The sequence below is a fragment of the Ruegeria sp. BE1 genome, from assembly GCF_056538885.1.
This window is the reverse complement of record NZ_JBQFTY010000007.1, coordinates 124,396-148,686: the sequence shown is the minus strand read 5'-3', so window position 1 is coordinate 148,686 and position 24,291 is coordinate 124,396. Positions and strand designations below refer to the sequence as shown.

Below are 24,291 nucleotides of genomic sequence, written 5' to 3'. Positions count from 1 at the left end.
TCAGTCCCTCTCGTCCTTCTCAGCAGCCGTCGCTGCCGCTTGTTTCTCTTGGACCTCTTTCGCGCTGCGGAGCATAACCTTCACGCCCGCGACTAGGCCCAGCAATGTGAACAGCACCAGAAAAATCGGGATCGTCCCGAGCAGGCTGTCCAGCCCGTATCCGATGCCAAATCCGATCCCCAGACCGGATACCATTTCGATGACCATCCTCCAGGCAAGCTCGCCTCCGGATATGTCAGCGTCTGCGCGGGTCTCTGGCTTTTTGGCCTTTTTCGCCGCGTCGATCTTGGCCTCCAGCTGCGCCATACGCTGCTTTTGGTCATCATCGGTCACGGGCATTTCCCTCGCACAGTCTTGGGTAGGGTGCTAAGGGGCGCGGCGCGCAGAGTCAACGGTGTATAGGTCGCACCCCGACTGCAGTTAAGTATCAGATTTTTATGCTAAAAATATTGCGCTGCCAGATGCAGGCCAAAGCGCACATCCCGGCAGGTGGGCAGACTGTGTCGAATTCGCATATTCAACCAAATGGTTGACCAAAGCGGGGCACTGTGGTTCAGCGAGATCATGTCCAATGACCTCGACACCGTATTCGCAGCTCTTGCCGATCCGACGCGCCGCGCCATCCTTGCGATGTTGCTAGAGGACGACATGGCCGTCACCGACGTGGCTGACCCGTTCGAAATGTCGCTGGCCGCAATCTCGAAACATCTGGTCATTCTTACCAAGGCCGGGCTGATCTCTCAGGAAAAGCGCGGGCGGGTAAAGTGGTGCAAGCTGGAACCCGACGCGCTGCGCGCGGCGTCGGTTTGGATGCAGGGTTTCGGGCAGTTCGAGCCGGTCAATCTGGATGCGTTTGAGCGGTTTCTGGAAACCGAACTGCCCGCCGACGACGCCTGAGCGCTATCGCACCACAAAAACGGACATGGTGGCATGTTGGGCCAAGTAACCCGCATGACTTGAAAAGATGTAATCGGTGATCCGTGGCGCATGAGTGCCCACGATGACCAGATCGGCCCCAATCTCATCCGCGACCTTTGCAAGATCGCTGTCCATTTCCGCACCCACATCCACTGAATGAACATTGCGCACCGACACGTCGGTGGCGCCTTGCTTCAGTTGATCGGTGAGTTCCTTCAATTCTTCCGAAACTTCTATGTCGCCCTGATGTGCCTCACCCGGCTGTTTGCTGGTGACACTGACAACGGTAACTTTGGCCCCCTGCCATTTTGCAACCTGGGCGGCCACATCGGCGGCTTTGCGGGTCTCGGGCGGCAGATGCCGGTCCACGGGGATCATGATATGTTTGAACATGGGTCCTTCCTCCTCGCACAAAGCATAGAGAAAATCGCATATGACGCCTTTGATCTAGCTCAACGCGCCGCAACCCTGTTAAACAGGTTACCCTTCCTGACTAAAGGTAACGCCGGTGATCACTCCGAAAGGGTCTGCGCGGCACAACCACGGAGCTTGTGCGCCGGAAACCGAAAGCGTCGTGACCGAACCCGTCGGCGTGGTTTCCGTCGATAGGGCCGATACATTCTCGGGGCGCACCCCGGTTTCGGCTGACACAAGCGCCTCACAACTGCCCTGCAAATCTGCCTCAGAGACCGAAGTATCGGGGGAGGGTTGCGTGCAGGCGGCAAGACCCGCCGCGACGATCAGAACTGTTACGTGTTTCATTAACGCCCACCCGTATTCACATCTCGTAAGGCTGCCACAAACCGCCGGAAAGACAAACCTTATTCGACGGCGGGCTTGGTCGAGGACCGGGGCTGATCCTCGATCTTCAACAACAGCAACAGGGCCGCGATTGTCAGCACTGCCCCCACCAAAACCAGCGCAGGCGGCGGTGTCTGTCCCAGCGCGATTTCCCACAGGATCACCCAGCTGGGCACCAGATAGGTATAGGCCATCACCTTGGCCGAGGGCAGGCGCAGCGCCGAGAATTGCACCAGCACAAAACTGGCCGCAGTGGCAAAGACCGACAGGTACAGCAGCCCGATCCAGACGATCAGCGGCAAATTTGCCCAATCCGTCGCGCGAATGTCGGACCACGCATAGAGCGTCAGGATCAGACACCCCGCAACCATCGTGCCAAAGCTGAACACCACGGCGGGCTCGCCCCGGTTCAGCTTGCGCACCATCGGCGTATAGACGGCATGCGCGAGGCAGCCCCAGAAAAAGATGATTTCGCCCCGGTCGATCTGGAACGCTGTGAAGGCTTGCCAATCGGCGCGAAAAATGACCCAGAGCGCGCCAACGGCCCCCACGGACAAGGCCAGCGCCATGCGTGGCGTCGTGAACTGCCGCAACAGCACCCAGCCCGCCACAGCCGACATCATCGGCGTCAGGGTAAATACCGCCGCCATACTGACCGGAGGTGCGGTTTTCAGGCCGTGGAACATCAGCACGAAATAAGTGGCGAACAGGCCGCCCAACACCAGATACCGCCACGGTGCCCGCGCCGCGCTGCGCGGCAGGCCAGTGGTCATCAGGGCGACCACCCCGATCAGAACCGCAGCGATCAGAAAGCGCGCCGCCGTAATCGCCTCGGGCGAAATCTGATTGGCAACCATGGCCCCCAGCGAGAAACTGCCCGCCACCAATGCCGAAAATGCAAGCATGGCCAGATGGCCCTGTGCCTGTGGGCTCACGCTTTCCAGCCCTTGGACTGATCCTTGAGGTATTTCAGAAAGCTCTGCACTTTGGTTGTGCGGTGCAGATCAACATGGGTAACAAGCCACAGGTTGCCGAACCATTCCTGAAGCGGCTCGATCACTTCGACTAGATCAGAGTCCCGCGCGGCCTCGCGCCGGTCCATAAAGCCGATCCCGGCACCGGACAGCACCGCCTCGCGAATGCAGAAGTTGTTGGTGCAGCGGAAGGTGATGTTTTCGGCCGGGACAGTCGCACGCAGCCAGCGCGAGAACGGAGCGCGGCTGTTTTCGTCATCGGTGCTGACAAAATGGTGCTTGTCGAAATCCTTGACACTTGTGGGCATCCCATAAGTGTCAATGTAGGACTTACTGGCGAACAGGCCGACTTCCTGAGTAATGAACGGCTGCACCACATTATCCGGCTGATCCGGGGCCGAACCGGCCCGAATGGCCACATGCGCCTCGCCATATTCCAGACGGAACAGGCGATCCCCGGTCAAATAGCGCACAATCAAACCCGGATGCAGGCGTTGAAATTCGCTGAGAACCGGCACGACCAGAGGGGCCAGTGAGGCCAGCGATGTCACCACCAGCTCACCCGACACATCATCGCCGCGCCCCTTCATCCGGCCCACCAGCTGGTTGAACTGATCCTCGGTCGCTTGGGCGACGCGCAGCAGGTCGTGCCCGGCCTCGGTCGGGGTGTAGCCACGCGCATGGCGCTGGAACAGCTTGACGCCCAGACGTGCCTCGATCGCGTCGATATGGCGGATCACCGTTGCATGGTGCACGCCCAACACCTCGGCTGCGCCACTGACGGTGCCCATACGGGCAACCTGATAGGCGGTTCTCACTTCGTCCCAATTATCCACTGTCTCGCCTTCAATGTGCAAATTCCAACAATGGGTGTTGATATATCAGAGTTTTGTTCACTGGCGCAATATTCATATTGAGGCCAGAACCCAAACTGAACCCCGTAAGGACGCAAGTGACATGACCAAAACGATCCTGCATATCGACGCCTCGGCCCGCCGCGAAGGCTCGGCCACCCGTGACCTGTCTGACCGTATCGTCAAGCATCTGGGGGCCGCGCGCATTATTCGCCGCGATCTGGCCAGCCCCCTGCCCTTGCTGACCGAAGACTGGATCAACGCCAATTTCACGCCCGCCGATCAGCGCGACGCAACGCAGCGGGATCAGTTGGCCCTGTCGGATAGTCTGGTGAACGAGTTGCAAGAGGCGGATACGATTGTCATCGGCCTGCCGATCTACAACTTCTCTGTCCCCGCAGCCTTTAAGGCGTGGATCGATCTGGTGGCGCGGGCCGGACTGACATTTTCCTATACAGAAAACGGCCCCAAGGGGCTGCTGGATGGCAAACGCGCCGTTCTGGCGATTGCGTCAGGCGGCACGGCCGTCGGGTCCGAGATCGATTTTGCCACCGATTACGCCAAGCACGTTCTGGGCTTTATCGGCATTCACGATGTGGTTGTTATTGCCGCCGACAAGATGGCCCTGGACGCCGAGGCCGCGCTGACCTCGGCCCATGGGGCGATCAAAGGGCTGGCCGCCTGATCAGGGCAGCCACGTCACCTCAGCCCCGATCCGGTCGAAAAACGCCATCAGATCGGTTCGGGGCATGGCAATCGTGCGGTCATTGACCAGCGGGTGCATGTAGATCACATCCGCCTGCTGGGCCGCCGCGTCCATAAAGAAGCGAACGCTGTTGTCGACACCATTGATCATCGCCAGTGGGCTGACCGCGCCGGGCCGGATACCAAGGTTCTGCAACAGCCGGTCCGCTGACCCGAAAGACAGGTTCCCTGCCCCCAGATCCGCCGCCAGCGCCTTGAGGTCGATCTCGCGGCTTTGTTCCAGCGTCACAAGGTAGTTGCGTTTTTTCTTGTCACGCAGGTACAGGTTCTTGAGCCGCAAAGCGTTCTCACCCGGCACCATGAACTGATCCTCGACCGCTTTGGCGTCTTCGACCGTGCGCAGCGGCACATGGGTGTGCAGCGTGTAGGCCAACCCCCAGTCGTCCAATTGCGCCAACAGCGCGTCCGAGCTGAGCGGTAATGTGTCCTGAAAGGCGGATGATGCGTCCATGGGAACCTCCTGTATTGCCGCGCTCATCGCGCAACACGCGGGCAATTTCAAGCCGGACAGACCCGGAATTCAGTGCTAGCGTGCCGCCATGAAAGTCACGCGCAACACCCCGGACCAGTTGATCCTGTCCAACACGCCCTGGTTTATCGGCATCTCGCTGGTCTTCTTCATCCTATGTTTTGTTGGGGCTGGTCTTTTCATGGCCAGCGAAGGCGGCGAAGGCATTCTGTTCGGCCTTTTCTTTGCGGTATTCGGCGGCGGTATGGGGATCGGCGCTTTTTGCGCCTTTGTGCGGCGCGTTCAGGTCATATTGGATCGACCCGGCAACAGCATTCTGATCCGCCGCCAATCCGTCTTTGGCTATGACACTGTAGAACATGAGCTGTCGAACCTGTCCCATGCCGAGGTGGAAACCACCACCTCAACCCGCAACAGGACCACGTCCAAAATGCACCGTCCGGTTCTGATCCTGGAAAAGGGTATGAGTGCAGGCCGGCACCCGATTGTCGAAGCTTATGTCAGCGGGCGCGGGTCGCAGCGGCTGGTGGATGCGGTCAATGACTGGCTTCCGGCCCGGGCGGTTGACTCTGACAGCCAATCGGCCTAAAGCCCCGTTCAAACATCCGGAAGCGTATGATCTTCCGGTCCCTTGAGTCGTTCAGGGATCGCCCCCCACCAGCGAGTTTCGCCCGTGGGGGCAATGCCATTTGGCATGACCCCCACGTCTAATTCAGTGGGAGGGGGCAATTGTGTATTTAACCGGCGTTTCCTACCTAGGAACAGCCACAGGATAACCGGCTAAGGAGGCCGAAGGCATGTTTGAAAATCTATCCGAACGCCTTTCCGGCGTCTTTGACCGGCTGACCAAACAGGGCGCGCTGTCCGAAGAAGACGTCAAAACCGCCCTGCGTGAGGTTCGGGTTGCCCTGCTTGAGGCTGACGTCTCGCTGCCGGTGGCGCGCGAATTCGTCAAGAAGGTGCAGGAACAGGCGACCGGCCAGGCAGTGACGAAATCGATCACCCCCGGTCAGCAGGTCGTCAAGATCGTGCATGACGCGCTGGTCGATACCCTGCGCGGCGAAGAAGACCCCGGCACGCTGAAGATCGACAACCCGCCCGCCCCGATCCTGATGGTCGGTCTGCAGGGCTCGGGTAAGACGACCACAACCGGTAAGCTGGCCAAGCGTCTGAAAGAGAAAGAGGGCAAGAAGGTCCTGATGGCCTCGCTCGACGTCTATCGCCCGGCGGCGATGGATCAGCTGGCCGTTCTGGGCACGCAGGTCGGCGTCGATACGCTGCCGATCGTTCCGGGGCAGAAACCCGTAGACATCGCCAAACGTGCCAAGCAGCAGGCAACGCTGGGTGGCTATGACGTTTATATGCTCGATACCGCGGGCCGCCTGCATATCGACGAAGTCCTGATGGATGAGGTCGAGCAGGTTCGCAACGTGGTCGATCCCCGTGAAACCCTGCTGGTGGTCGACGGTCTGACAGGTCAGGTCGCCGTTGAGGTGGCCGAGGAGTTCGACGCCAAAGTCGGCATCTCGGGCGTGGTTCTGACCCGGATGGACGGTGACGGGCGTGGTGGTGCGGCGCTGTCGATGCGCGCAGTCACCGGCAAGCCGATCCGCTTTGTCGGTCTGGGCGAGAAGATGGACGCGCTCGAAACCTTCGAGCCGGACCGGATCGCCGGTCGTATTCTGGGCATGGGCGACATCGTTGCTCTGGTCGAAAAGGCCCAGGAAACGATGGAGATGGAACAGACCGAGCGCATGATGAAGCGCATGGTCAAAGGTCAGTTCAACATGAACGACCTTAAGATGCAGCTGGAACAGATGATCCAGATGGGCGGCATGCAGGGCATGATGGGCATGATGCCGGGCATGAACAAGATGGCCAAGCAGATGGATCAGGCCGGTCTGGACGACAAGATCCTGCGTCAACAAATCGCGCTTATCCAGTCGATGACCAAACGCGAACGCGCCAACCCGCAACTGCTGCAGGCCAGCCGCAAGAAACGGATTGCCGCCGGTTCGGGTATGGAGGTCAGCGACCTCAACAAGCTGCTCAAGATGCACCGGCAGATGTCGGACATGATGAAGAAAATGGGCAAGATGGGCAAAGGCAAGATGCTGAAACAGGCCATGAAGGGCATGTTCGGCAAAGGCGGCCCCTCGACCGAGGAGATGGCCGCCGGCATGGACCCCAAGGCGCTGGAACAGGCGGCCAAGGCGATGGGTAAAATGCCCGGTGGCATGCCCGGAATGGGTGGCGGCATGGCGCTGCCTCCGGGTCTTAGCGGGTTCGGGAAGAAAAAGTGAACCTGATCGCCGATCATATCCCCCGGCTTGAGACCGAGCGCCTGATCCTGCGCGCACTATCCGAGGCTGATTTCGAAGCCGAAGCGGAGTTTTTCGCCACGGATGAGTCGAAGTATGTTGGCGGACCCAAACGCCCAGATGAGACATGGCGTTTGATCGCGCAACTCATGGGGCATTGGATCATGCGCGGTTACGGCTTCTGGGGGGTCGAGGAAAAAGGCACCGGCACCTACGTTGGTCATGTCGGTCTGTGGTATCCGCACAACTGGCCCGAGCGGGAAGTTGGCTGGACCCTGATGAACTACGCGACTGGCAAGGGATACGCGACCGAGGCCGCCAAAGCTGCCCGCGCCTATGCCTACGACATTCTGGGATGGGATACCGCGATTTCGGTAATCGACCCCGACAACAACGCCAGCAAGGCGGTGGCTAAACGTCTGGGTGCCGCGTTTGACTACACTTTCGAACATCCGGAATTCGGCACCATCGAGATCTGGCGGCATCCGGCGCCCGCCGATCTGGTGAATGGCGGCATGGAGGCTTACGCATGACCGACCCCGTTAAACAGGCCGCCACGCTGCTGAAAAGCCACCGCGAAAGCATCGACCGGCTGGACGCGATCCTTGTCTATACGCTGGGCGAGCGGTTCAAGCACACGCAGGCCGTTGGCAAGCTCAAGGCCGAACACGACCTTCCCCCGTCCGATCCCACGCGCGAAGCCGCGCAGATCGCGCGGTTAGAAGACCTGGCGCAACAGGCCGATCTGGACCCTGATTTCGCCAAGGCTTTCCTGAATTTCATCATTCAGGAAGTCATCCGACACCACAGGAAACACCAAGAATAACTGGAACCTTCCCAGTCACGCCATCCAAAGGAGATACCACCATGGCAATGAAAATTCGTCTCGCCCGCGGCGGCTCGAAAAAACGTCCCTTCTATCGCATTGTTGCGGCCGACAGCCGTATGCCCCGCGATGGCCGTTTCATCGAGAAACTGGGCACCTACAACCCGCTGCTGCCCAAAGACAGCGAAGAGCGCGTGAAAATGAACATGGAGCGCATCCAATACTGGCTGGACCAGGGCGCCCAGCCCACCGACCGGATCGCTCGTATGCTGGAAGCAGCTGGCGCCAAGGAAAAAGCCGAGCGTAACAACCCCAACAAGGGTACCCCGGGCAAGAAAGCCCAGGAACGTGCAGAAGAAAAAGCTGCAAAGGCTGCTGAAGCTGCCGAAGCGGCGGCTGCACCGGCTGAAGAAGCAGCGGCCGAAGAATAAGCAGGCAAGCGCGTGCGGGATCAAACCTTTACCGACGATTTTCGCACGCAGTTTGACCTGTTGATGCGGCTCCGGCGCGATGTGCGCCGGTTCCGCACCGATGCGATTGACGGGGCAGTGCTGACGCGCTGCCTCGACGCGTTTCGGCTGGCCCCCTCGGTGGGGCTGAGCGAACCCTGGCGCGTGATCCGCGTCAACAGCGACACCGCCCGCGCGGCGGCGCTGAAGAATTTCCAAACCGCCAATGCCCAAGCGTTGGAGGGGTATTCCGGCGAAAAGGCGCAGCTGTACAGCCGCCTGAAATTGTCGGGGATGCAAGAGGCCCCGGTGCAACTGGCCGTGTTCTGCGACGATGCCACCGACAAGGGGCAAGGTCTGGGCGCGGATACGATGCCCGAGATGCGGCGTTACTCCGTTGTTTCGGCCATTACGCTGTTCTGGCTGGCCTTACGGGCCGAGGGGCTGGGGCTGGGCTGGGTGTCCATTCTGGATCCTGACCAGATGGCGCGCGACCTGGACGTACCCGATGATTGGCGTCTGATCGGTTATTTCTGTGTGGGCTGGCCAGAGACGCAGTCCGACACGCCGGAACTGGAACAGGTCGGCTGGGAAAACCGCGACGACACGCTGCCAATCGAGGTACGGTAGGCTCATGTTCGGGTTATTGCGGCTTCCCATTCTGCTGATGATCGCCTTTATTGTCGGCGTGTTTTTCGAACGTTCAAACCAGCGCGAAGCGTGCGAAGCGCTTGGGCAATGGCAGGACGGGCTATGTGTGACGGATGGACCAAATGAGTGATCTGATCTGCGTCGGCAGCATTGCAGGTTCATATGGTGTGCGCGGCGAAGTACGGCTTAAAAGCTATTGTGCCACGCCTGAAGACATCGAGGCGTATTCCCCGCTGACCGATGAAGCGGGCGGTGAGAAATACCCTCTGGTCCTGACCCGATCCATCAAGAACGGTTTCGCTGCGCGTTTGGGCGGGGTTGAGACCAAGGAACAGGCCGATGCCTTGAAGGGCCTGCGCCTGTTTGCGCGGCGCGATCAGTTGCCATCGTTGCCCGACGACGAGTTTTACCACACCGACCTGATCGGGCTTGAGGTCTATGATACCGGCGGCGCCCTTCTGGGCCGGGTCAAATCGGTACAGAACCACGGCGCAACCGACCTGTTGGAGCTGCACGGTCCCGGCCTGAAAGCGACTGTTTTGCTGCCGTTCACCCTTGAGGCCGTGCCGACCGTCGATCTGGACAAAGGCCGCATCATCGCCGACCCGCCCGAGGGGCTGATCTGATGCGCCGCGTTTTGCTGCATCTGGGTCTGCACAAGACCGGCACCACGGCGGCGCAATCGTTCCTCTATGACAATCGCGAACTGATCTGGCCGCATTTTGCACTGATCCTGCCTTTTCGCACACGCAAATCCGGACTGTCGCGGGCGGCCACCAATCATTCGGTCTATGGCACGGTTGGCACGCTATCCGAATTCGGCACGCAGGTGGCCGAGCTTTTGGACACGCTGGATTTCGGCGACAAACGCGGGTTGATCCTGTCCGAGGAAAACTTTGCCGGTCTGCGCCCCAGCCGCAACATGGAACAGGGCTATGCCGCAACCCCCGATCTTGCCGCCTGTCTGGTCGACGCGGTCCACCACCGGTTTGCAGGCCAAGAGGTCGAAATAACCATTTACTTGTCTTTGCGGCAGCGCGGCGGCTGGTTGCGCAGCCTGTGGGCACATGATCTGGAACGGATGCGACAGGTCTTCGACTTTGATACCTTTCGCGAGCACATGGATCAGGTCGCCCCGCTGCAGGACACCGTAGATCAGGTGCAGGGCAGGCTGCCTTCGGTGACAGTGATGACAGAATGGCTGGAAGAGCTGCAGCTGCGCCGCTATGGCCCGGGCACGCCCTTTGCGGAATACCTGGACCTGCCCCGCGACAAGACCAAGCTGCTGATGCCGCCGTCGAAGGTCAACAACCGCCTGCCCGAGGATGTTCTGGAAGAATTGCTGGAACTGAACCGCTCGCGCCTGGACGAGGCCGCATTGGTCGAGCAGAAAAAAGCACTTATAGACCGCGCAAAAGGCGCGTTGATCGGCACGATATGACAGACAAACCCGGCAAGTCCCACGGTCGCAAGGCGATCCGCCCGACATTGAAACCGCGTGAACTGTTGACCCCCACGCCCGACCTGCACGGGGTTTGGAAGGCCAAGATCATCACGCTGTTCCCGTCGGCCTTTCCCGGCGTACTGGGGGAAAGCCTGACGGGCAAAGCGTTGCAGGATGGATTGTGGCAGCTGGAAACAGTCGACCTGCGTCGGTTCGGCATCGGTAAGCACCGCAATGTGGACGATACACCCGCAGGCGGTGGAGCGGGCATGGTGTTGCGCGCCGACGTGCTGGGCGAAGCGATTGAACACACGATGGCCGGGGTGCGCGGCAACTGGCCGCTGATCTACCTCAGCCCTCGTGGCCGTCGGATGGATCAGCGCATGATGCAGAACCTTGCGCGCTGCGATGGTATGACCCTGCTGTGCGGCCGCTTTGAAGGTGTCGATGAACGGGTGTTAGAGCATTATGGCGTGCAAGAGGTCAGCTTGGGCGATTTCGTCATGACCGGCGGTGAGATCGCGGCACAAGCCCTGATCGACGCCACCGTGCGCCTGATCCCCGGCGTGCTGGGCAATCAGGCGTCAGCCGAAGAGGAAAGCTTTTCCTCGGGCCTTTTAGAGCATCCGCAATACACCCGCCCCGCCGAATGGAAGGGCCGCCCGATCCCAGAAATCCTGATGTCCGGCCATCACGGGCGCATCGCAGATTGGCGGCACCAAATGTCAGAAAAGATCACCCGCGAACGGCGGCCCGATCTGTGGGATGCCTACGAAAAATCCAAAGACTAACGGCCCTTCCAACGTGCCCAGGTTTCCGGGTGGCCGTTGAAGGTATTGATGTCGACCGGCCCCTGCACACCCGGCACCAGACCGGTGCCGGTATATTGCCAGAATCGCCAGGGGGATTTCGGATAAACCTTATGCGGGTGTCCAGCGACCGAGCGCAGCCAGAACTCGGTTCCGCGCAGACGAGCGATTTTCGTGTCTGCATGGAAATCCACGGTCGTGTAAACGATCGGGCGGCGTCCGTAGTGGCGCTCCAGAATATCCAGGAACCGCTTGGCCTCGGCCCGGACGGTAGCGCCATCGGGGCGCAACCTGCAGGTCCTGGAATGCGGGGTCCACTCCATGTCCAGTACATGCGGCAGGTCGGCGCCCTTGGGGACGTTTCGGATAAACCAGCGCGCCTGCTCATGCGCGGGGCGACAGAAATAGTAATAGTGATAGGCGCCCCACGGCACCCCTGCCGCCTGCGCGCCCCGCCGGTGATCATCGAACATCGGGTCGGCCACGTCACCGCCCTCGGTTGCCTTGATGAAGACGAAGCTGACGCCCGATGCCTTGGCCCGGTGCCAGTCTATCGGCCCCTGCCAGCGCGACACGTCCAGCCCATGCACCGGGTAGTGACCCGGATGCCGCCCGTCCCAGTCATGAGGGTCGGCGTCACCAAAGGCCGGGTAAATCACAGAAGGCGCGGTTGTGCTCAGAAAGGATTTCGCCTCAACCTGCTGGGGCGGAGGGGTGCTGCGACCGCAGGACAGGGTCGCAAAGGCCATAACAGCCAGCATCAACGCAATGCGCATGCTCTTTATCCTGTTGTAAATTTCTGCTCGTATAATTCCCTTCAGAATGCCTGATCCGTGCCACAAGGCAACGGTGGAGTTTAAGGACAGCGGAAACCCACCGTTTTGCCCGCAAATCATAGCGATTTTGGCTTGATCCCTGTCCACAAACCCCGTAAAGCAGCGCAATCCGGTGCCGCAACTGCGCGACTCCGGTGTTTTGGTTTGCATTCTGGCGCAACGCCCGGCTTTCTTCGGCCCCCGCGTGTCAGATCAGATCAGACATAAGGAACATTCGATCTGACCTCTGGCGGGCTGCACGCAGGACCCGATGAAGACCAAGAGCTCTCGGCCCGTGCCCAAACTTCGTGGACCAACCACGAGCATATAGGAGTGATTGCGATGGACCTGATCGCACAGCTTGAGGCGGAACAGATTGCCGCCCTGGGGAAAGACATCCCCGATTTCAAAGCCGGTGACACCATCCGTGTCGGCTTTAAGGTGACCGAAGGGTCGCGTACCCGTGTGCAGAACTACGAAGGCGTCTGCATCGCGCGCAAAGGTGGCAACGGCATCGCCGGTTCGTTCACCGTTCGCAAAATTTCGTTTGGCGAAGGCGTGGAGCGTGTGTTCCCCCTGCATTCGACCAACATCGACAGCATCACCGTTGTCCGCCGTGGCCGCGTTCGTCGCGCCAAACTGTACTATCTGCGCACCCGTCGCGGTAAATCCGCACGTATCGCAGAGGTCACCAACTACAAGCCCAAGGCTGGCGCCGAGGCGTAAGGAGCGGAAAGATGAAAAAAGACATCCATCCCGATTATCACGTCATCAACGTCAAAATGACCGATGGCACCGTGGTTCAGATGAAATCCACCTGGGGTGCCGAAGGCGACCAGCTGGCTCTGGAAATCGACCCCTCCTCGCACCCCGCGTGGACCGGTGGCTCGTCGCGCCTGATGGACGCCGGCGGCCGCGTGTCGAAGTTCAAGAAGAAATACGAAGGTCTGGGCTTCTGAGCCTGACCCTTTTGAAATGCGAAAGGCCGCCCAACGGGGCGGCCTTTTTCTTTTCCGCTCCTGACACTGATCACCCCCCCAAAGCGCGAATTGTTTTCGGTCGGGGCTCAGAGGTGCTACACTCGGGATCACCCCAAGATCATCAGGAACGGAGATCCCAGGCATGCCCCAGTACAATGACATGATTGAGCTTTCGGTCGAGGATATGGACCTGATCGAAACGGCACTGCGCGGCTCGGTCGCCTCATTGTCACAGGCTGCGCTGGATGAAGAAGCCAGCGGCACGGCCGAGCGCGAAGACACCCTGCGCCGTATTCACGACCTGCTGGGTAAGCTGCACGATCAGAAAGTGTTCTATCGCCCCAAAGATGGTGTGTATCTGGGAGGTTAGCGCCGCTTGCGCGCCAGCGCGGCCGCGCTGTGGAGCGGCGGCACCGGCCCCCGAAGCAGCGCCAGCGCAAGACCCATCCCGATCAGCGCCGCAATCGCGGCCACCAACATGGCACTGTCGAACGCATTGTCCTGAAGGTCACGCAAAGCCTTGGCAAGGGCGGTCCCGGTCGTTGGCTCCATTCCCGCGATCAATTGCTGGATCTGGCTGGGCGTTCCGTGTGTCAACGCATGCGCCAGATCATCACGCTGAGAGGAACCGGTGGGCAGCGCGTCGATAACCTCGGACAGACCGCGGCGTCTGGTGATGGATTCAGCAAGGCCGCCGACCACAGCACCCAGCGTCGCCCCGAAATAAAGGCACCCATTGATGACGCCGGACCCCTGCCCCACATGCTCATCCGGCAACAGACGCAGGCCCAGGCGGGGAAGCAAAGAAAAACAGACCCCCAGACCAATCCCGACGATCAGCAACTTCCACCAGATTTCGACATATTGCGTGGTATTGGTGGTCGTCATCAACAGCAGAAAACCACATGCCATCGCAGCCAGCCCAATCGCAACCGGCCATTGAAAGCTGTAGGGGGCCAGAAACCGGGGCGCGGCCACCGAGATCACAAACATGCTGAGGCTGAGCGGCATGATCGCCAGCCCCGCCTCGATGGACGTGTAGCCAAAGGCATCCGGCGATTGGACGAACGTGTTGAAATAGACAAAAAAGCAGAACAGCGTAAAGCCCGTGCAGAACATTCCCGCCCCCGCCATCAAGAACCGTGGATGAAGAAAGTACCGCAGCTCGATCAGCGGATCGTCGCTGCGGCGAGATACGATTACCAGAGCAATGGTCGAAACCGCCGCTACAGCCAGCGACACAAGCGTCAGGGGTGAGGCCCAGCCTCCGCTTTCTCCGTTGCTAAGCGCAAAGGACAGCGGGCCGAGAAGGAACACGATTGCGACGGCCCCGGCATAGTCGAATTTCGCGCCCGCAAGGCGCGTGTCGGGGATGTATTTCCGCTTGCTGACACGCAGACCAATGGCAAAGGCCAACGCCAGCAGGACAAGATCGACAGCAAAAATGGCTCTCCAACTGACATAGTGTCCGAAAGCGCCGCCCAGGATCGGGCCAATGCCGATGGCGAGGCCGACAATCGCGCCCCAGGCCCCTGTCACGCTTGCGCGCTGGTCTTCGGGCGTGGCCGCCATCAGCAATGTCAGAGAGGTGCCGAACAGCGCCGCCGCCCCCGCCCCCTGCGCCCCACGTCCGAACAGCAGCATCGCCCCATCCTGTGCAAACAAGGCCGAGGCGGAACCGATGGCAAAGACGATCATACCAAAGAAAAAGACGCCCATCTTGCCGGTGATATCGCCCAGACGGCTGACGATAGTGACAAGCGTGGCGCTGGCTACGGAATAGGTGGCCATGACCCATTGCAGCCCCGATTGGGTCAGATCGAATTCGGCCTTGAGATTGGGCAGGATGGTGGTCACCGCAGTGGTGTTGAACCCCACAACCATCATACAGATCGCGCTCATCGCCAGAACCACGCGGGCGCGGGCCTGCGGTGATACCTCTGCCGGTGTCTTGTCCTGCATCAAACTGCCCTCAGTCCATATCGGTTTAAAACAATTATTCAGCAGCTTAGCAGAAACGTGGCCCCTGCATAAGGTGGGCGTCAAATCCAGTAAGACAGCGCAATCGGCAGTACCAGAATGGTGCTGAGCGTTGACACAAGGATGAACCCGGCCACATCGGGCCCATACTCGGGCATGTGCTGATCGATAAACAGATAGGCGGCAACCGAGGATGGCATCAGACAACACAGGATCACCGCGCCTCTCTCCGCCCCTGTGAAGCCGAACGCCCAGACAAGACCGCTGGCAATCAGAACGGCCATGGCAAGGTGCAACGCGGTCAGCATCACCGCCCGGCCAAGACGTTTGATCTGCAGGGTCGCAAGCGTATGGCCCAGCGTCAGCAACATCAGCGGAATTGACAGTCCGCCCAGAATGTCAAAGGACTTGGCCACCGGCTGCGGCAGGCTGTACCCCGTGGTCATCAGAACAAGCGAGATGGCAACCGCATAGATAATTGGCGAAGTGGCGAGTTTTTTGGGCGAAAACGCACCCGCCGGTATCCACATGCCCACAGTGAAGATGCTGATCAGCACCACGACCACAAAAGCCATTGTATAGGCCATTCCGGCATCACCCAGCGCCAGCAGCGTGATCGGAAGCCCGATATTGCCGACATTGCCGTGCATCAGCGGGGTCAGAAACGCCCGGACCGGCAGGCGCATGACCTTTAGGGCAAAAAACCCCAGCACCCCGAACCCGACAATGGCCAGCGCCGCGGCGGCCATGACATCCAGAAAGGTACCGACTGCAATCTGGGTGGTAGACAGGTGCGAAATGATCAGCGTCGGATAGCCCACGCGCGACACAAGCCCTCCGATCACCTTATTGTCGAACGGAGCTTTGATCAGGGCCAGACTATAACCGATTCCGGCGCAAATCAGCACGGGCAGGACCACGTTCAGAACATTCAGAAACAGGTGCTCCACGTCGGGTCCCCATGGCAATTTGGTGTCACGGAGAGTGAAACAGGCCAGCGTCTTTGGCAAGCATGCAGGCTAAACCATCCACACAGCTTGGTTTTCCAAATTTGAGGTCTTTAAGGCTCAATGGGGTTCTTCCCTTCCCCGTTTCCACAACATATAGTGGCTAACAACAACGTGTGGCTAAGCACGGCGGGACATGGGAAAACACGCATGGCACATATCATCGTAGTGGGGAACGAGAAGGGCGGCGCAGGTAAATCGACCGTGTCGATGCATGTGGCCACCGCGCTGGCGCGGCTGGGCCACAAGGTCAGCACGCTGGATCTGGACCTGCGACAGCGCAGCCTGGGACGGTATTTCGAAAACCGCGCGAATTTCCTGAAAAACGCGGATTTCACCCTGCCCAGCCCACGTCATCACGATCTGCCCGAGATTGACGCGACAAAACTGAAACCCGGTGAGAACATCTATGACCACCGCCTGTCTGCTGCCGTGGCCGAACTGGAAAGCGACAGCGACTTTATCCTGATCGACTGCCCCGGCTCGCACACGCGTCTCAGCCAGGTGGCGCATTCGCTGGCTGACACGCTGGTGACGCCGCTGAACGACAGTTTCATTGATTTCGACTTGCTGGCCCGGATCGACTCCAAAGGTGAAAAGATCTTGGGCCCGTCGGTTTATTCCGAAATGGTTTGGAACGCGCGGCAGCTTCGGGCGCAGGCCGGGCTTAAACCCATCGACTGGGTCGTCGTTCGCAACCGCGTCGGCACGCAGCGCATGGTCAACAAGGAAAAGATGCAGCGCGCGATTGAAATGCTGTCGCAGCGCATCGGTTTTCGCGTCGCCTCGGGCTTTTCCGAGCGTGTGATTTTTCGCGAGTTGTTTCCGCGTGGCCTGACCCTGCTGGACCTCAAGGATATCGGGGTCAAGCAACTGAACATCTCGAACATCGCCGCAAGGCAAGAGCTGCGCGACATGATGAAGGAACTGAACCTGCCGGGGGTCGAGATCGATTTCTAAGGGTTGTACACCGTGAACAGTTCTTTAGGTTCGTTCACCCCGCGCAGCATGTACCGCCCGACCGAGACAAGATTCTGACCACAGGGCTGCGCAGCTTGCGCCACGTCGTCCGAGATCAGAATGCGCTGCCCCAGTGATCTATGCATACCGGCAATCCGGGCGGTCTGGTTCACTGCCGGTCCGATAACCGTAAAGTCCAGACGGGTTTCCGATCCGATATTCCCATAAAGGATTTCACCCGAGTGCAACGCCAGAGTGAAATTGGCGACAGGCAGAGACGCAGCGCGGCGCTTGATGTTCAAAATCTCCATCTGGCTTTGCAGCATGGGCACGGCCTTGAGGGCAGCACGCGCGTCCGCGTCGATATCACCCACGTCGAACATCGCCATCAGCCCGTCGCCGGTGAATTTCAGGATATTGCCACCGTTGTCGTGCACAACTTTCACAGCCACCGCCAGATAGTCATTCAGCATGTCGATAATGTCGGGCCCGGACAGCTCCTCGGACAGGCTGGTGAAGTTTTCCAGATCAAAATTCCAGATCACCGCATCAATCTGCTGCAATGATCCGCGCCGGATTTCCCCCGAAAGCACGCGCCGCCCGGCGTCACGACCCAGATAGACCCGCATCAGGTCTTTTGAAATTCGAGCATTTGATGCCGTTTTCAACGCCAGTCCCAGATGCGGAACCGCCATGTTGATCAGAGAGATATCGCTATCCCCAAACCCCTCTGGCGCGTTTGACGTCCAGGACATCAGAACACCGTCGACGGCTTTCTTGGCGTCTTTCCCGCCGTTATGTGTGGGCACATCGAAATTGACGCCCGTGGCATAGTAATCGGTGGCCCCGATCTGGCGCAGGTCATTCAGCAGTGGGAACCGGCTGGCCTCATTCTGCTCGACCAAACGCTCACGAATTTCGTCCACCTCATTGCTGAGAATGGCGTAGAGGGGGCTTTGCTTCCACTGTTCGCTGGGTTCCTCGGTGTATTCAAACTTCTCCAGCGTCCCGCCCTGACCTTCGTACCAGCTGAAGCCGGTGCCGCCATAAACTGGATGCAGCGCGGACTGTGCTGCATGAAAGCGCATCAGCGGCACGCCCAAATCCAACAGCTTGGTGCAATAGCCGTCCAACAGCTCTTCCTTCGTGGCACCTTCCAGGCCACGCTCGACAATCCATTCGATAAGATCGCTTGATTTCGCCATATCGGCGTTCGCAAATTGCATTTTGTTATTATTCCAGTGTCCGCTCTGGATGTCATCTGGGGGCCACGGGACCCAATTTCCAGTATTCAATCTGTATCTGACAACTGCCTTAGCATTTTGCGCAACAGCATGACCTCATCCGGGCTGAACTGCGCGGTAAGGCGCGCATCATATTGCCGCGCGATACCACACAGCGTGCGAAAAGCAGACTGTCCGGCGGCAGTCAGCCTGAGGTGTTCCACCCGCCCATCCGCTGCGCTGCGCTCGCGCTGCAGGAACCGCCGCGCTTCCAGCCGATGGACAGCGCGGCTGATTTTGGTTTTGTGCAGGCGCGCGCGCGTTCCGATTTCGGTCGCAGTCATTTCCCCATAATTGCCCAGATGAAACAGCACGCGCCACTCGGTCCGCAACATGCCATAGCGATCCTTGTAGACCTTTTGAAACTCTAACGCGCTTTCCTCAGCCGCACGGTTTAGCAGATAAGGCAGGAAATCCCGCAGATCGAAATCATCGTTAGTGTTGGAATCATCGTGGGTCATCCTTGTTAGTTACAAAATCAACTATTATCCCTCAAGCAGCAAACACAGGAGCACAGGATGAAACATCCGACTGATCCACGCGAAATGACGCAGGCCAGCACGCCCGTTGGGGCGCATGCAGGCTACATGCCCGGCTGGGCCAATGACTTTGAGACCGAAGCCCTACCCGGCGCGCTGCCGCAAGGGATGAACAGCCCGCAACGCTGCAATTATGGCCTGTATGGCGAACAGCTCAGCGGCACGGCATTTACCGCCAACCCGCCCGAACGCACGTGGTGCTACCGTATCCGGCCCTCGGTCAAGCATTCGCAACGCTATGAAAAGATCGACCTGCCCTTTTGGAAAAGCGCGCCCTTCGTCGACCCGGACGTAATCAGCCTGGGACAATATCGATGGGACGCAGTGCCCCATACGGATCAGGGCCTGACCTGGCTAACCGGTATGCGCACCATGACCACAGCAGGCGACGTGAACACGCAGGTGGGAATGGCCAGCCATATCTATCTGGTCACCGATTCCATGGTGGACGATTACTTCTTCTCAGCCGATTCCGAGCTGTTGGTGGTGCCCCAAGAAGGCCGCCTGCGCTTTGCGACCGAGCTGGGGATCATCGATCTGGAACCCAAAGAGATCGCCATCATCCCGCGCGGGCTGGTATATCGCGTCGAAGTGCTAGAGGGCCCTGCGCGCGGTTTTGTCTGCGAGAACTACGGTCAGAAATTCGAACTGCCGGGCCGTGGCCCGATTGGTGCCAACTGCATGGCCAACCCGCGCGATTTCAAGGCACCCGTTGCCGCATTTGAGGATCGCGAAGTGCCCTCAACCGTCACCGTCAAATGGTGTGGACAGTTTCACACGACGAAGATCGGTCAAAGCCCGTTGGATGTGGTCGCATGGCACGGCAATTACGCGCCCTACAAATACGATCTGCGCACCTATTGCCCGGTCGGTGCGATCCTGTTCGACCACCCCGACCCATCGATCTTTACCGTGCTGACCGCCCCATCCGGGCAGCCTGGCACGGCCAATATCGACTTCGTCCTGTTCCGCGAACGCTGGATGGTGGCCGAGGATACGTTCCGCCCGCCCTGGTACCACAAGAACATCATGTCCGAGCTGATGGGTAACATCTACGGCCAGTATGATGCCAAACCGCAGGGCTTTGTCCCCGGCGGCATGAGCCTTCACAACATGATGCTGCCCCATGGCCCGGATCGCGAGGCGTTCGACAAGGCGTCAAATTCGAACTTGGGCCCGGACAAGCTGGACAACACCATGTCCTTCATGTTCGAGACCCGCTTTCCACAGCACCTGACCCCCTTTGCCGCCAACGAGGCCCCCTTGCAGGACGACTACATTGACTGCTGGACCTCGCTTGAGAAAAAGTTCGACGGCACCCCGGGTAAGAAATGAACACCGTTCGTGGTCCGAGATTTTTCGACGAAAAATCTTGTCCCCTGACAAAGGTTTGGAGACAACATGTCACTGAAGAAATCCTGGGTCGCTTCGGCCAATGATGCCCACCACCCGTTTCCCCTGAACAACCTTCCTTATGGTGTCTTCTCAACCGAAGAAGATGAACAGCGCTGCGGCGTGGCCGTCGGAGACATGATCCTTGACGTCACAACGGCCGAGGCCGAGGGGCTTATCACCCTGACCGACGAGCCGCTGTTCGACCTGCCCTTCTGGAACCCGCTGATGGAACAAGGTCCCGCAGTTTGGGCCGCGCTGCGCGCGCGTCTGACAGATCTGCTGGCCGAAGGCTCCGAAGAACAAGACAAGATTCGTGCCCTGCTGGTCGCCCAAATCGATGCCGAAATGCACATGCCCTTCGCCGTCAGCGAATACACCGACTTCTACGCAGGTCGCCACCACGCCCAAAACGTCGGCACCATGTTCCGGGGGCCGGAAAATGCTCTGCCGCCGAACTGGTTGCACATGCCCATCGGGTATAATGGCCGCGCGTCCTCGGTGGTGGTGTCGGGCACCGACATCCGTCGCCCCTGGGGGCAGCTGAAATCCCCCGACCACGATCGTCCCGCCTTTTTGCCCAGCCGCCGGTTCGACATCGAACTGGAAATGGGCGCAATTGTAGGCACCCCGTCCGAGGGTCCGATCTCGGTACAGCAGGCAGACGACAACATCTTTGGCTACGTGCTGCTGAACGATTGGTCAGCGCGCGACATCCAGGCATGGGAATACCAGCCCCTTGGGCCGTTTCAGGCCAAAGCCACCGCAACCTCGATCAGCCCCTGGATTGTCACCAAAGCCGCGCTTGAGCCATTTCGCTGCGACACCCCGGCGCGTGAACATGAGCTGCTGGATCACCTCAAAGACTGCGGACCGATGCTGTTTGACATCGACCTCGCTGTGACGATGGCACCCGCTGGCAAACCCGCCACCACCATCGCCCGCACCAACTACCGCGAGATGTACTATTCAGCCGCGCAGCAACTGGCGCATCACACCACCTCGGGCTGTCCGATGAACACGGGCGATCTGCTGGGCTCGGGCACCATCTCGGGCCCCACAAAACCCGAACGCGGCTCACTGCTGGAACTGAGCTGGGGCGGCAAGGAACCTCTGACGCTCGATGCCGGCGAAACACGCAGCTTTATCGAAGACGGCGACACCCTGACCCTGACCGGCAGCGCCAAGGGCGACGGCTACACCATCGGGTTCGGCGATTGCACCGGCACGGTCCTGCCCGCCCAAACGGACCCCTACAAACGATAAACCCACCACTTCTTCTCGTCGAAAATACGGCCGCCGGAGGCGGTGCTACATCGCAACCAGTCCATAGCCTGAAAAAGGAAGCCCAACATGGCCAAGGCATTCGCGTCCCAGGGGGACATGTCTGAGAAAAAGATCAGCTTTACCGAAATCGGCGACGGACTCTATGCCTTCACCGCCGAGGGCGATCCGAATTCGGGCGTGATCATCGGCGATGACAGCGTGATGATTGTCGAAGCACAGGCCACCCCGCGTCTGGCCAGCAAAGTGATCGAATGCGTCCGCTCAGTGACGGACAAACCGATCACCCATGTGGCGCTGACCCATTACCACGCCGTGCGCGTACTGGGTGCCAGCGCCTTTGGGGCGCAGCAAATTCTGATGTCGGACATGGCCCGCGCCATGGTCGTCGAACGCGGGCAAGAGGATTGGGACAGTGAATTCCAGCGCTTCCCCCGCCTCTTCGAAGGGCACGAAAGCATCCCCGGTCTGACCTGGCCCACCACCACCTTCAGCGACACGATGACCGTCTATCTGGGCAACCGCCGGGTTGACCTGATGCATCTGGGCCGCGCCCACACCGCAGGTGACATCGTCATCCATGTGCCCGACCAGAACGTCATGTTCACCGGTGACATCGTCGAATATCACTCGGCCTGCTATTGCGGCGACGGGCATTTCAGCGATTGGAGCGATACGCTGGACGCGATCAAATGGTTCGACGTCGATGCGATCGCTCCGGGGCGGGGCGATGCCCTCATCGGAAAAGACATGGTCAATGCGGCCATCGAGAACACCCGTGACTTCGTCCAAAGCACCTACCGTCCGGCGGCAAAGGTAGCGGCACGCGGTGGGTCTTTGAAAGAGGCGTGGGACGCCGTGCGCGCCGAGTGCGACCCCAAATTCTCGGACTATGCAATCTACGAGCATTGCCTGCCCTTCAACGTCGCCCGCGCCTATGACGAGGCCCGCGGTATCGACACCCCGCGCATCTGGACCGCCCAGCGCGACCTTGAGATGTGGGAGGCACTGCAAAGCTAAGGACATTCCGTCGCATTTGATCCAGATCGTTTTGCGGCCGAATTTTCGGTGAAACCATGGGGATAAGCCCTCGGCTGGACACCGCCCGTGGGCACATCTTGCGCCACAGCGCCAGACCATCGGGGAGAGAGAGCCCATGAACAAGATTTTCGAAGTCCCGCTTTATGCCTATTCCCACAGTCCGGATCAGGACGCGCCAGCCCCGGTCCGCCACAAGGTGATCATCATTGGCGCGGGCCCAACCGGGCTGGCCGCAGCCATCGATCTGGCCCAGCAGGGGATCGAGGTCGTGGTGCTGGACGACAATGACAAGGTCAGTTTCGGCAGTCGCGCCATCTGCTTTTCGCAACGCACACTGGACATTGCCGACCGTCTGGGCGCGGGGCGTCCGATGTTGGAGAAAGGCGTTCTGTGGAACGCGGGCAAGGTCTTTTTCGACGAACGTCAGGTCTATGATTTCAACCTGCAACCTGACACCGGCTATGCAAACCCCGCCTTTATCAACCTGCAGCAATATTACGTGGAAATCGCGCTGGTCGAACGGGTTCGGGCCCTTCAAGCCGAGGGCGCACCGATCGAAATTCGCGGGCGCAACAAGGTTGAGGCGATTGGCACCCATGACGATTATGTCGCGCTTGAGGTCGAAACCCCCGAAGGGTCCTACACCGTTGAGGCCGACTGGCTGATCGCCTGTGACGGGGCGCATTCGCCCACGCGGCGGATGCTGGGGTTGGAGTTCGAAGGCCGCGTGTTCGAAGACAATTTCCTGATCGCCGACGTGGTGATGCAGGCGGATTTCCCCTCGGAACGTTGGTTCTGGTTCGACCCGCCCTTCAATCGTGGACAATCGGCGCTGTTGCACAAACAGCCCGACAACGTGTGGCGCATTGACCTGCAATTGGGATGGGACATCGACAAAGAGCGTGAGAAGCGGCCCGAGAACGTAATCCCAAGGCTCAAGGCCATGCTGGGCGAGGATGTGCCGTTCGAACTGGAATGGGTGTCAATCTATACGTTCCAATGCCGCCGCATGGACCGGTTCCGTTACGGTCGTGTTTTGTTTGCCGGCGACAGCGCCCATCAGGTCAGCCCGTTCGGCGCGCGCGGGGCCAATTCGGGCCTTCAGGATGCCGACAACCTGTGCTGGAAGCTGCAACTGGTCATAGACGGCCAAGCGCCCGAGATCCTTCTGGACAGCTACAACCGCGAGCGGGTGCAGGCCGCCGATGAGAACATCCGCGCCTCGACCCGTTCGACCGATTTCATCACGCCGAAGTCCGAGATGTCGCGCCTGTTCAGGGACGCAGTTCTGGACCTAAGCGAGCATTACGCCTTTGCCCGGCCCCTGGTGAATTCCGGGCGGCTGAGCACACCCTGCGCCTATGAGGGCTCCTCGCTGAGCTCGGCAGACGCGCTGGACGGGCCAGAGATCACCCGCCCCGGTGCCGCCTGCCCGGATGCGCCGCTGGGTGATGGTTTTCTGCTGCCAAAACTGGCAGGCAAGTTCACCTTGCTGACCATCGACGCCGACGCCCCCGAGCGGATCGAAGAAGGCGGGATCGAAGCCACAAGGCTGGCTGTCTCCGTCAAGGATGATCGGACGCAGGAACTCAAACGCCGTTATCTGGGGAACGCCCCATCCGGCGTCTATCTGATCCGCCCTGATCAGCACGTCGCGGCCAGACGCGACACGTTCGAGGAAAACGCATTCCGGCAAGCCCTTCGCCGGGCCACCGGTAAGGAGTAAGCA

General features: G+C 59.7%; 31 protein-coding genes. 20 read left to right on the top strand and 11 right to left on the bottom strand.

Translation table 11 applies throughout. The features are described 5' to 3' along the window. A complete protein-coding gene (locus tag ACR0J5_RS18475; RefSeq protein ID WP_480655991.1) occupies nt 1–333 on the bottom strand; it encodes an AtpZ/AtpI family protein in 333 nt (110 codons plus the stop codon). A 231-nt stretch (nt 334–564) separates the two neighbouring features. Between ACR0J5_RS18475 and ACR0J5_RS18470 the strand changes: the two genes are divergently transcribed. Continuing rightward, on the top strand, nt 565–897 hold the full coding sequence (locus ACR0J5_RS18470; RefSeq protein ID WP_480655989.1) for an ArsR/SmtB family transcription factor: 333 nt from the start codon (nt 565–567) through the stop codon (nt 895–897). A gap of 3 nt (nt 898–900) precedes the next feature. Here ACR0J5_RS18470 and ACR0J5_RS18465 read toward each other — a convergent pair whose 3' ends face one another. The 4 genes from ACR0J5_RS18465 to ACR0J5_RS18450 form a co-directional block, all read right to left on the bottom strand. Then, nucleotides 901–1,311, bottom strand: a complete 411-nt coding sequence (locus ACR0J5_RS18465) for a universal stress protein (RefSeq protein WP_480655987.1) — start codon at nt 1,309–1,311, stop codon at nt 901–903. Nucleotides 1,312–1,398: 87 nt separating this feature from the next. Continuing rightward, nucleotides 1,399–1,680 carry a hypothetical protein gene (locus ACR0J5_RS18460; protein WP_480655985.1) on the bottom strand — a complete coding sequence of 94 codons (282 nt, stop codon included), beginning with the start codon at nt 1,678–1,680 and terminating at the stop codon, nt 1,399–1,401. Between the two features lie 59 nt (nt 1,681–1,739). Continuing rightward, nucleotides 1,740–2,654, bottom strand: coding sequence for a DMT family transporter (locus ACR0J5_RS18455; protein WP_480655983.1), 915 nt, complete (start codon nt 2,652–2,654; stop codon nt 1,740–1,742). Next, nucleotides 2,651–3,529 carry a LysR family transcriptional regulator gene (locus ACR0J5_RS18450; protein ID WP_480655981.1) on the bottom strand — a complete coding sequence of 293 codons (879 nt, stop codon included), beginning with the start codon at nt 3,527–3,529 and terminating at the stop codon, nt 2,651–2,653. The genes ACR0J5_RS18455 and ACR0J5_RS18450 overlap by 4 nt, the downstream gene beginning before the upstream one ends. 121 nt (nt 3,530–3,650) lie before the next feature. Between ACR0J5_RS18450 and ACR0J5_RS18445 the strand changes: the two genes are divergently transcribed. Then, nucleotides 3,651–4,232, top strand: a complete 582-nt coding sequence (locus ACR0J5_RS18445; protein ID WP_480655979.1) for an FMN-dependent NADH-azoreductase — start codon at nt 3,651–3,653, stop codon at nt 4,230–4,232. Here ACR0J5_RS18445 and ACR0J5_RS18440 read toward each other — a convergent pair whose 3' ends face one another. Further along, nucleotides 4,233–4,763, bottom strand: coding sequence for a prolyl-tRNA synthetase associated domain-containing protein (locus tag ACR0J5_RS18440; protein ID WP_480655978.1), 531 nt, complete (start codon nt 4,761–4,763; stop codon nt 4,233–4,235). 88 nt (nt 4,764–4,851) lie between these two features. Between ACR0J5_RS18440 and ACR0J5_RS18435 the strand changes: the two genes are divergently transcribed. From ACR0J5_RS18435 to trmD, 10 genes are all read left to right on the top strand, one after another. Further along, complete coding sequence (locus ACR0J5_RS18435; RefSeq protein ID WP_480655976.1) at nt 4,852–5,370, top strand: hypothetical protein; 519 nt, start codon at nt 4,852–4,854, stop codon at nt 5,368–5,370. Nucleotides 5,371–5,578: 208 nt separating this feature from the next. Next, nucleotides 5,579–7,084, top strand: coding sequence for a signal recognition particle protein (gene ffh, locus ACR0J5_RS18430; RefSeq protein WP_480655974.1), 1,506 nt, complete (start codon nt 5,579–5,581; stop codon nt 7,082–7,084). Continuing rightward, on the top strand, nt 7,081–7,635 hold the full coding sequence (locus ACR0J5_RS18425) for a GNAT family N-acetyltransferase (protein WP_480655972.1): 555 nt from the start codon (nt 7,081–7,083) through the stop codon (nt 7,633–7,635). The genes ffh and ACR0J5_RS18425 overlap by 4 nt, the downstream gene beginning before the upstream one ends. After that, the gene (locus ACR0J5_RS18420; protein WP_480655970.1) at nt 7,632–7,928 is read left to right on the top strand and encodes a chorismate mutase; all 297 of its coding nucleotides are present in this window, start codon (nt 7,632–7,634) and stop codon (nt 7,926–7,928) included. The genes ACR0J5_RS18425 and ACR0J5_RS18420 overlap by 4 nt, the downstream gene beginning before the upstream one ends. A 41-nt stretch (nt 7,929–7,969) precedes the next feature. Beyond that, nucleotides 7,970–8,359, top strand: coding sequence for a 30S ribosomal protein S16 (gene rpsP / locus ACR0J5_RS18415; protein WP_480655968.1), 390 nt, complete (start codon nt 7,970–7,972; stop codon nt 8,357–8,359). A gap of 12 nt (nt 8,360–8,371) precedes the next feature. After that, entirely contained in the window at nt 8,372–9,007 is a 636-nt protein-coding gene (gene bluB / locus ACR0J5_RS18410; protein WP_480655967.1) for a 5,6-dimethylbenzimidazole synthase, read from the top strand. A 4-nt stretch (nt 9,008–9,011) separates the two neighbouring features. After that, a complete protein-coding gene (locus tag ACR0J5_RS18405) occupies nt 9,012–9,158 on the top strand; it encodes a hypothetical protein (RefSeq protein ID WP_480655965.1) in 147 nt (48 codons plus the stop codon). Then, nucleotides 9,151–9,654, top strand: coding sequence for a ribosome maturation factor RimM (gene rimM / locus ACR0J5_RS18400; RefSeq protein ID WP_480655963.1), 504 nt, complete (start codon nt 9,151–9,153; stop codon nt 9,652–9,654). The genes ACR0J5_RS18405 and rimM overlap by 8 nt, the downstream gene beginning before the upstream one ends. Then, nucleotides 9,654–10,469, top strand: coding sequence for a hypothetical protein (locus ACR0J5_RS18395; RefSeq protein WP_480655962.1), 816 nt, complete (start codon nt 9,654–9,656; stop codon nt 10,467–10,469). The genes rimM and ACR0J5_RS18395 overlap by 1 nt, the downstream gene beginning before the upstream one ends. Further along, nucleotides 10,466–11,263 (top strand): tRNA (guanosine(37)-N1)-methyltransferase TrmD, encoded by a 798-nt coding sequence (gene trmD, locus ACR0J5_RS18390; protein WP_480655960.1) that lies wholly within the window; start codon nt 10,466–10,468, stop codon nt 11,261–11,263. The genes ACR0J5_RS18395 and trmD overlap by 4 nt, the downstream gene beginning before the upstream one ends. Here the strand turns inward: trmD and ACR0J5_RS18385 are convergent. Continuing rightward, nucleotides 11,260–12,057 (bottom strand): glycoside hydrolase family 25 protein, encoded by a 798-nt coding sequence (locus tag ACR0J5_RS18385; protein ID WP_480655958.1) that lies wholly within the window; start codon nt 12,055–12,057, stop codon nt 11,260–11,262. The genes trmD and ACR0J5_RS18385 overlap by 4 nt on opposite strands. A gap of 381 nt (nt 12,058–12,438) precedes the next feature. Between ACR0J5_RS18385 and rplS the strand changes: the two genes are divergently transcribed. From rplS to ACR0J5_RS18370, 3 genes are all read left to right on the top strand, one after another. Next, a complete protein-coding gene (rplS, locus tag ACR0J5_RS18380) occupies nt 12,439–12,822 on the top strand; it encodes a 50S ribosomal protein L19 (protein WP_170447921.1) in 384 nt (127 codons plus the stop codon). 11 nt (nt 12,823–12,833) lie between these two features. Next, complete coding sequence (rpmE, locus tag ACR0J5_RS18375) at nt 12,834–13,055, top strand: 50S ribosomal protein L31 (protein ID WP_170428949.1); 222 nt, start codon at nt 12,834–12,836, stop codon at nt 13,053–13,055. A gap of 163 nt (nt 13,056–13,218) precedes the next feature. Next, nucleotides 13,219–13,446 carry a hypothetical protein gene (locus ACR0J5_RS18370; protein WP_480655956.1) on the top strand — a complete coding sequence of 76 codons (228 nt, stop codon included), beginning with the start codon at nt 13,219–13,221 and terminating at the stop codon, nt 13,444–13,446. On the opposite strand, the gene ACR0J5_RS18365 is transcribed toward ACR0J5_RS18370, so the two are convergent. Continuing rightward, on the bottom strand, nt 13,443–15,038 hold the full coding sequence (locus ACR0J5_RS18365) for an MFS transporter (RefSeq protein ID WP_480655954.1): 1,596 nt from the start codon (nt 15,036–15,038) through the stop codon (nt 13,443–13,445). The two genes, ACR0J5_RS18370 and ACR0J5_RS18365, sit on opposite strands and share 4 nt — an antisense overlap. Before the next feature lie 80 nt (nt 15,039–15,118). Next, nucleotides 15,119–16,006 carry an AEC family transporter gene (locus ACR0J5_RS18360; protein ID WP_480655952.1) on the bottom strand — a complete coding sequence of 296 codons (888 nt, stop codon included), beginning with the start codon at nt 16,004–16,006 and terminating at the stop codon, nt 15,119–15,121. 207 nt (nt 16,007–16,213) lie between these two features. Between ACR0J5_RS18360 and ACR0J5_RS18355 the strand changes: the two genes are divergently transcribed. After that, entirely contained in the window at nt 16,214–17,023 is an 810-nt protein-coding gene (locus ACR0J5_RS18355; RefSeq protein ID WP_480655951.1) for a division plane positioning ATPase MipZ, read from the top strand. Here the strand turns inward: ACR0J5_RS18355 and ACR0J5_RS18350 are convergent. Together ACR0J5_RS18350 and ACR0J5_RS18345 are read right to left on the bottom strand one after the other, a co-directional pair. Continuing rightward, entirely contained in the window at nt 17,020–18,249 is a 1,230-nt protein-coding gene (locus ACR0J5_RS18350) for an adenylate/guanylate cyclase domain-containing protein (protein WP_480655949.1), read from the bottom strand. The two genes, ACR0J5_RS18355 and ACR0J5_RS18350, sit on opposite strands and share 4 nt — an antisense overlap. A gap of 65 nt (nt 18,250–18,314) precedes the next feature. Further along, nucleotides 18,315–18,767, bottom strand: a complete 453-nt coding sequence (locus ACR0J5_RS18345) for a MarR family winged helix-turn-helix transcriptional regulator (protein WP_480655947.1) — start codon at nt 18,765–18,767, stop codon at nt 18,315–18,317. A 57-nt stretch (nt 18,768–18,824) separates the two neighbouring features. Here ACR0J5_RS18345 and hmgA point away from each other — a divergent pair, with 57 nt between their 5' ends. The 4 genes from hmgA (at nt 18,825) to ACR0J5_RS18325 (ending at nt 24,288) form a co-directional block, all read left to right on the top strand. Continuing rightward, on the top strand, nt 18,825–20,180 hold the full coding sequence (gene hmgA / locus ACR0J5_RS18340; protein ID WP_480655945.1) for a homogentisate 1,2-dioxygenase: 1,356 nt from the start codon (nt 18,825–18,827) through the stop codon (nt 20,178–20,180). A gap of 66 nt (nt 20,181–20,246) precedes the next feature. Next, entirely contained in the window at nt 20,247–21,503 is a 1,257-nt protein-coding gene (fahA, locus tag ACR0J5_RS18335) for a fumarylacetoacetase (protein WP_480655944.1), read from the top strand. An 87-nt stretch (nt 21,504–21,590) separates the two neighbouring features. Further along, a complete protein-coding gene (locus ACR0J5_RS18330) occupies nt 21,591–22,541 on the top strand; it encodes an MBL fold metallo-hydrolase (protein WP_480655942.1) in 951 nt (316 codons plus the stop codon). 136 nt (nt 22,542–22,677) lie between these two features. Then, nucleotides 22,678–24,288 carry an FAD-dependent oxidoreductase gene (locus tag ACR0J5_RS18325; RefSeq protein WP_480655940.1) on the top strand — a complete coding sequence of 537 codons (1,611 nt, stop codon included), beginning with the start codon at nt 22,678–22,680 and terminating at the stop codon, nt 24,286–24,288. Nucleotides 24,289–24,291: the final 3 nt, after the last annotated feature.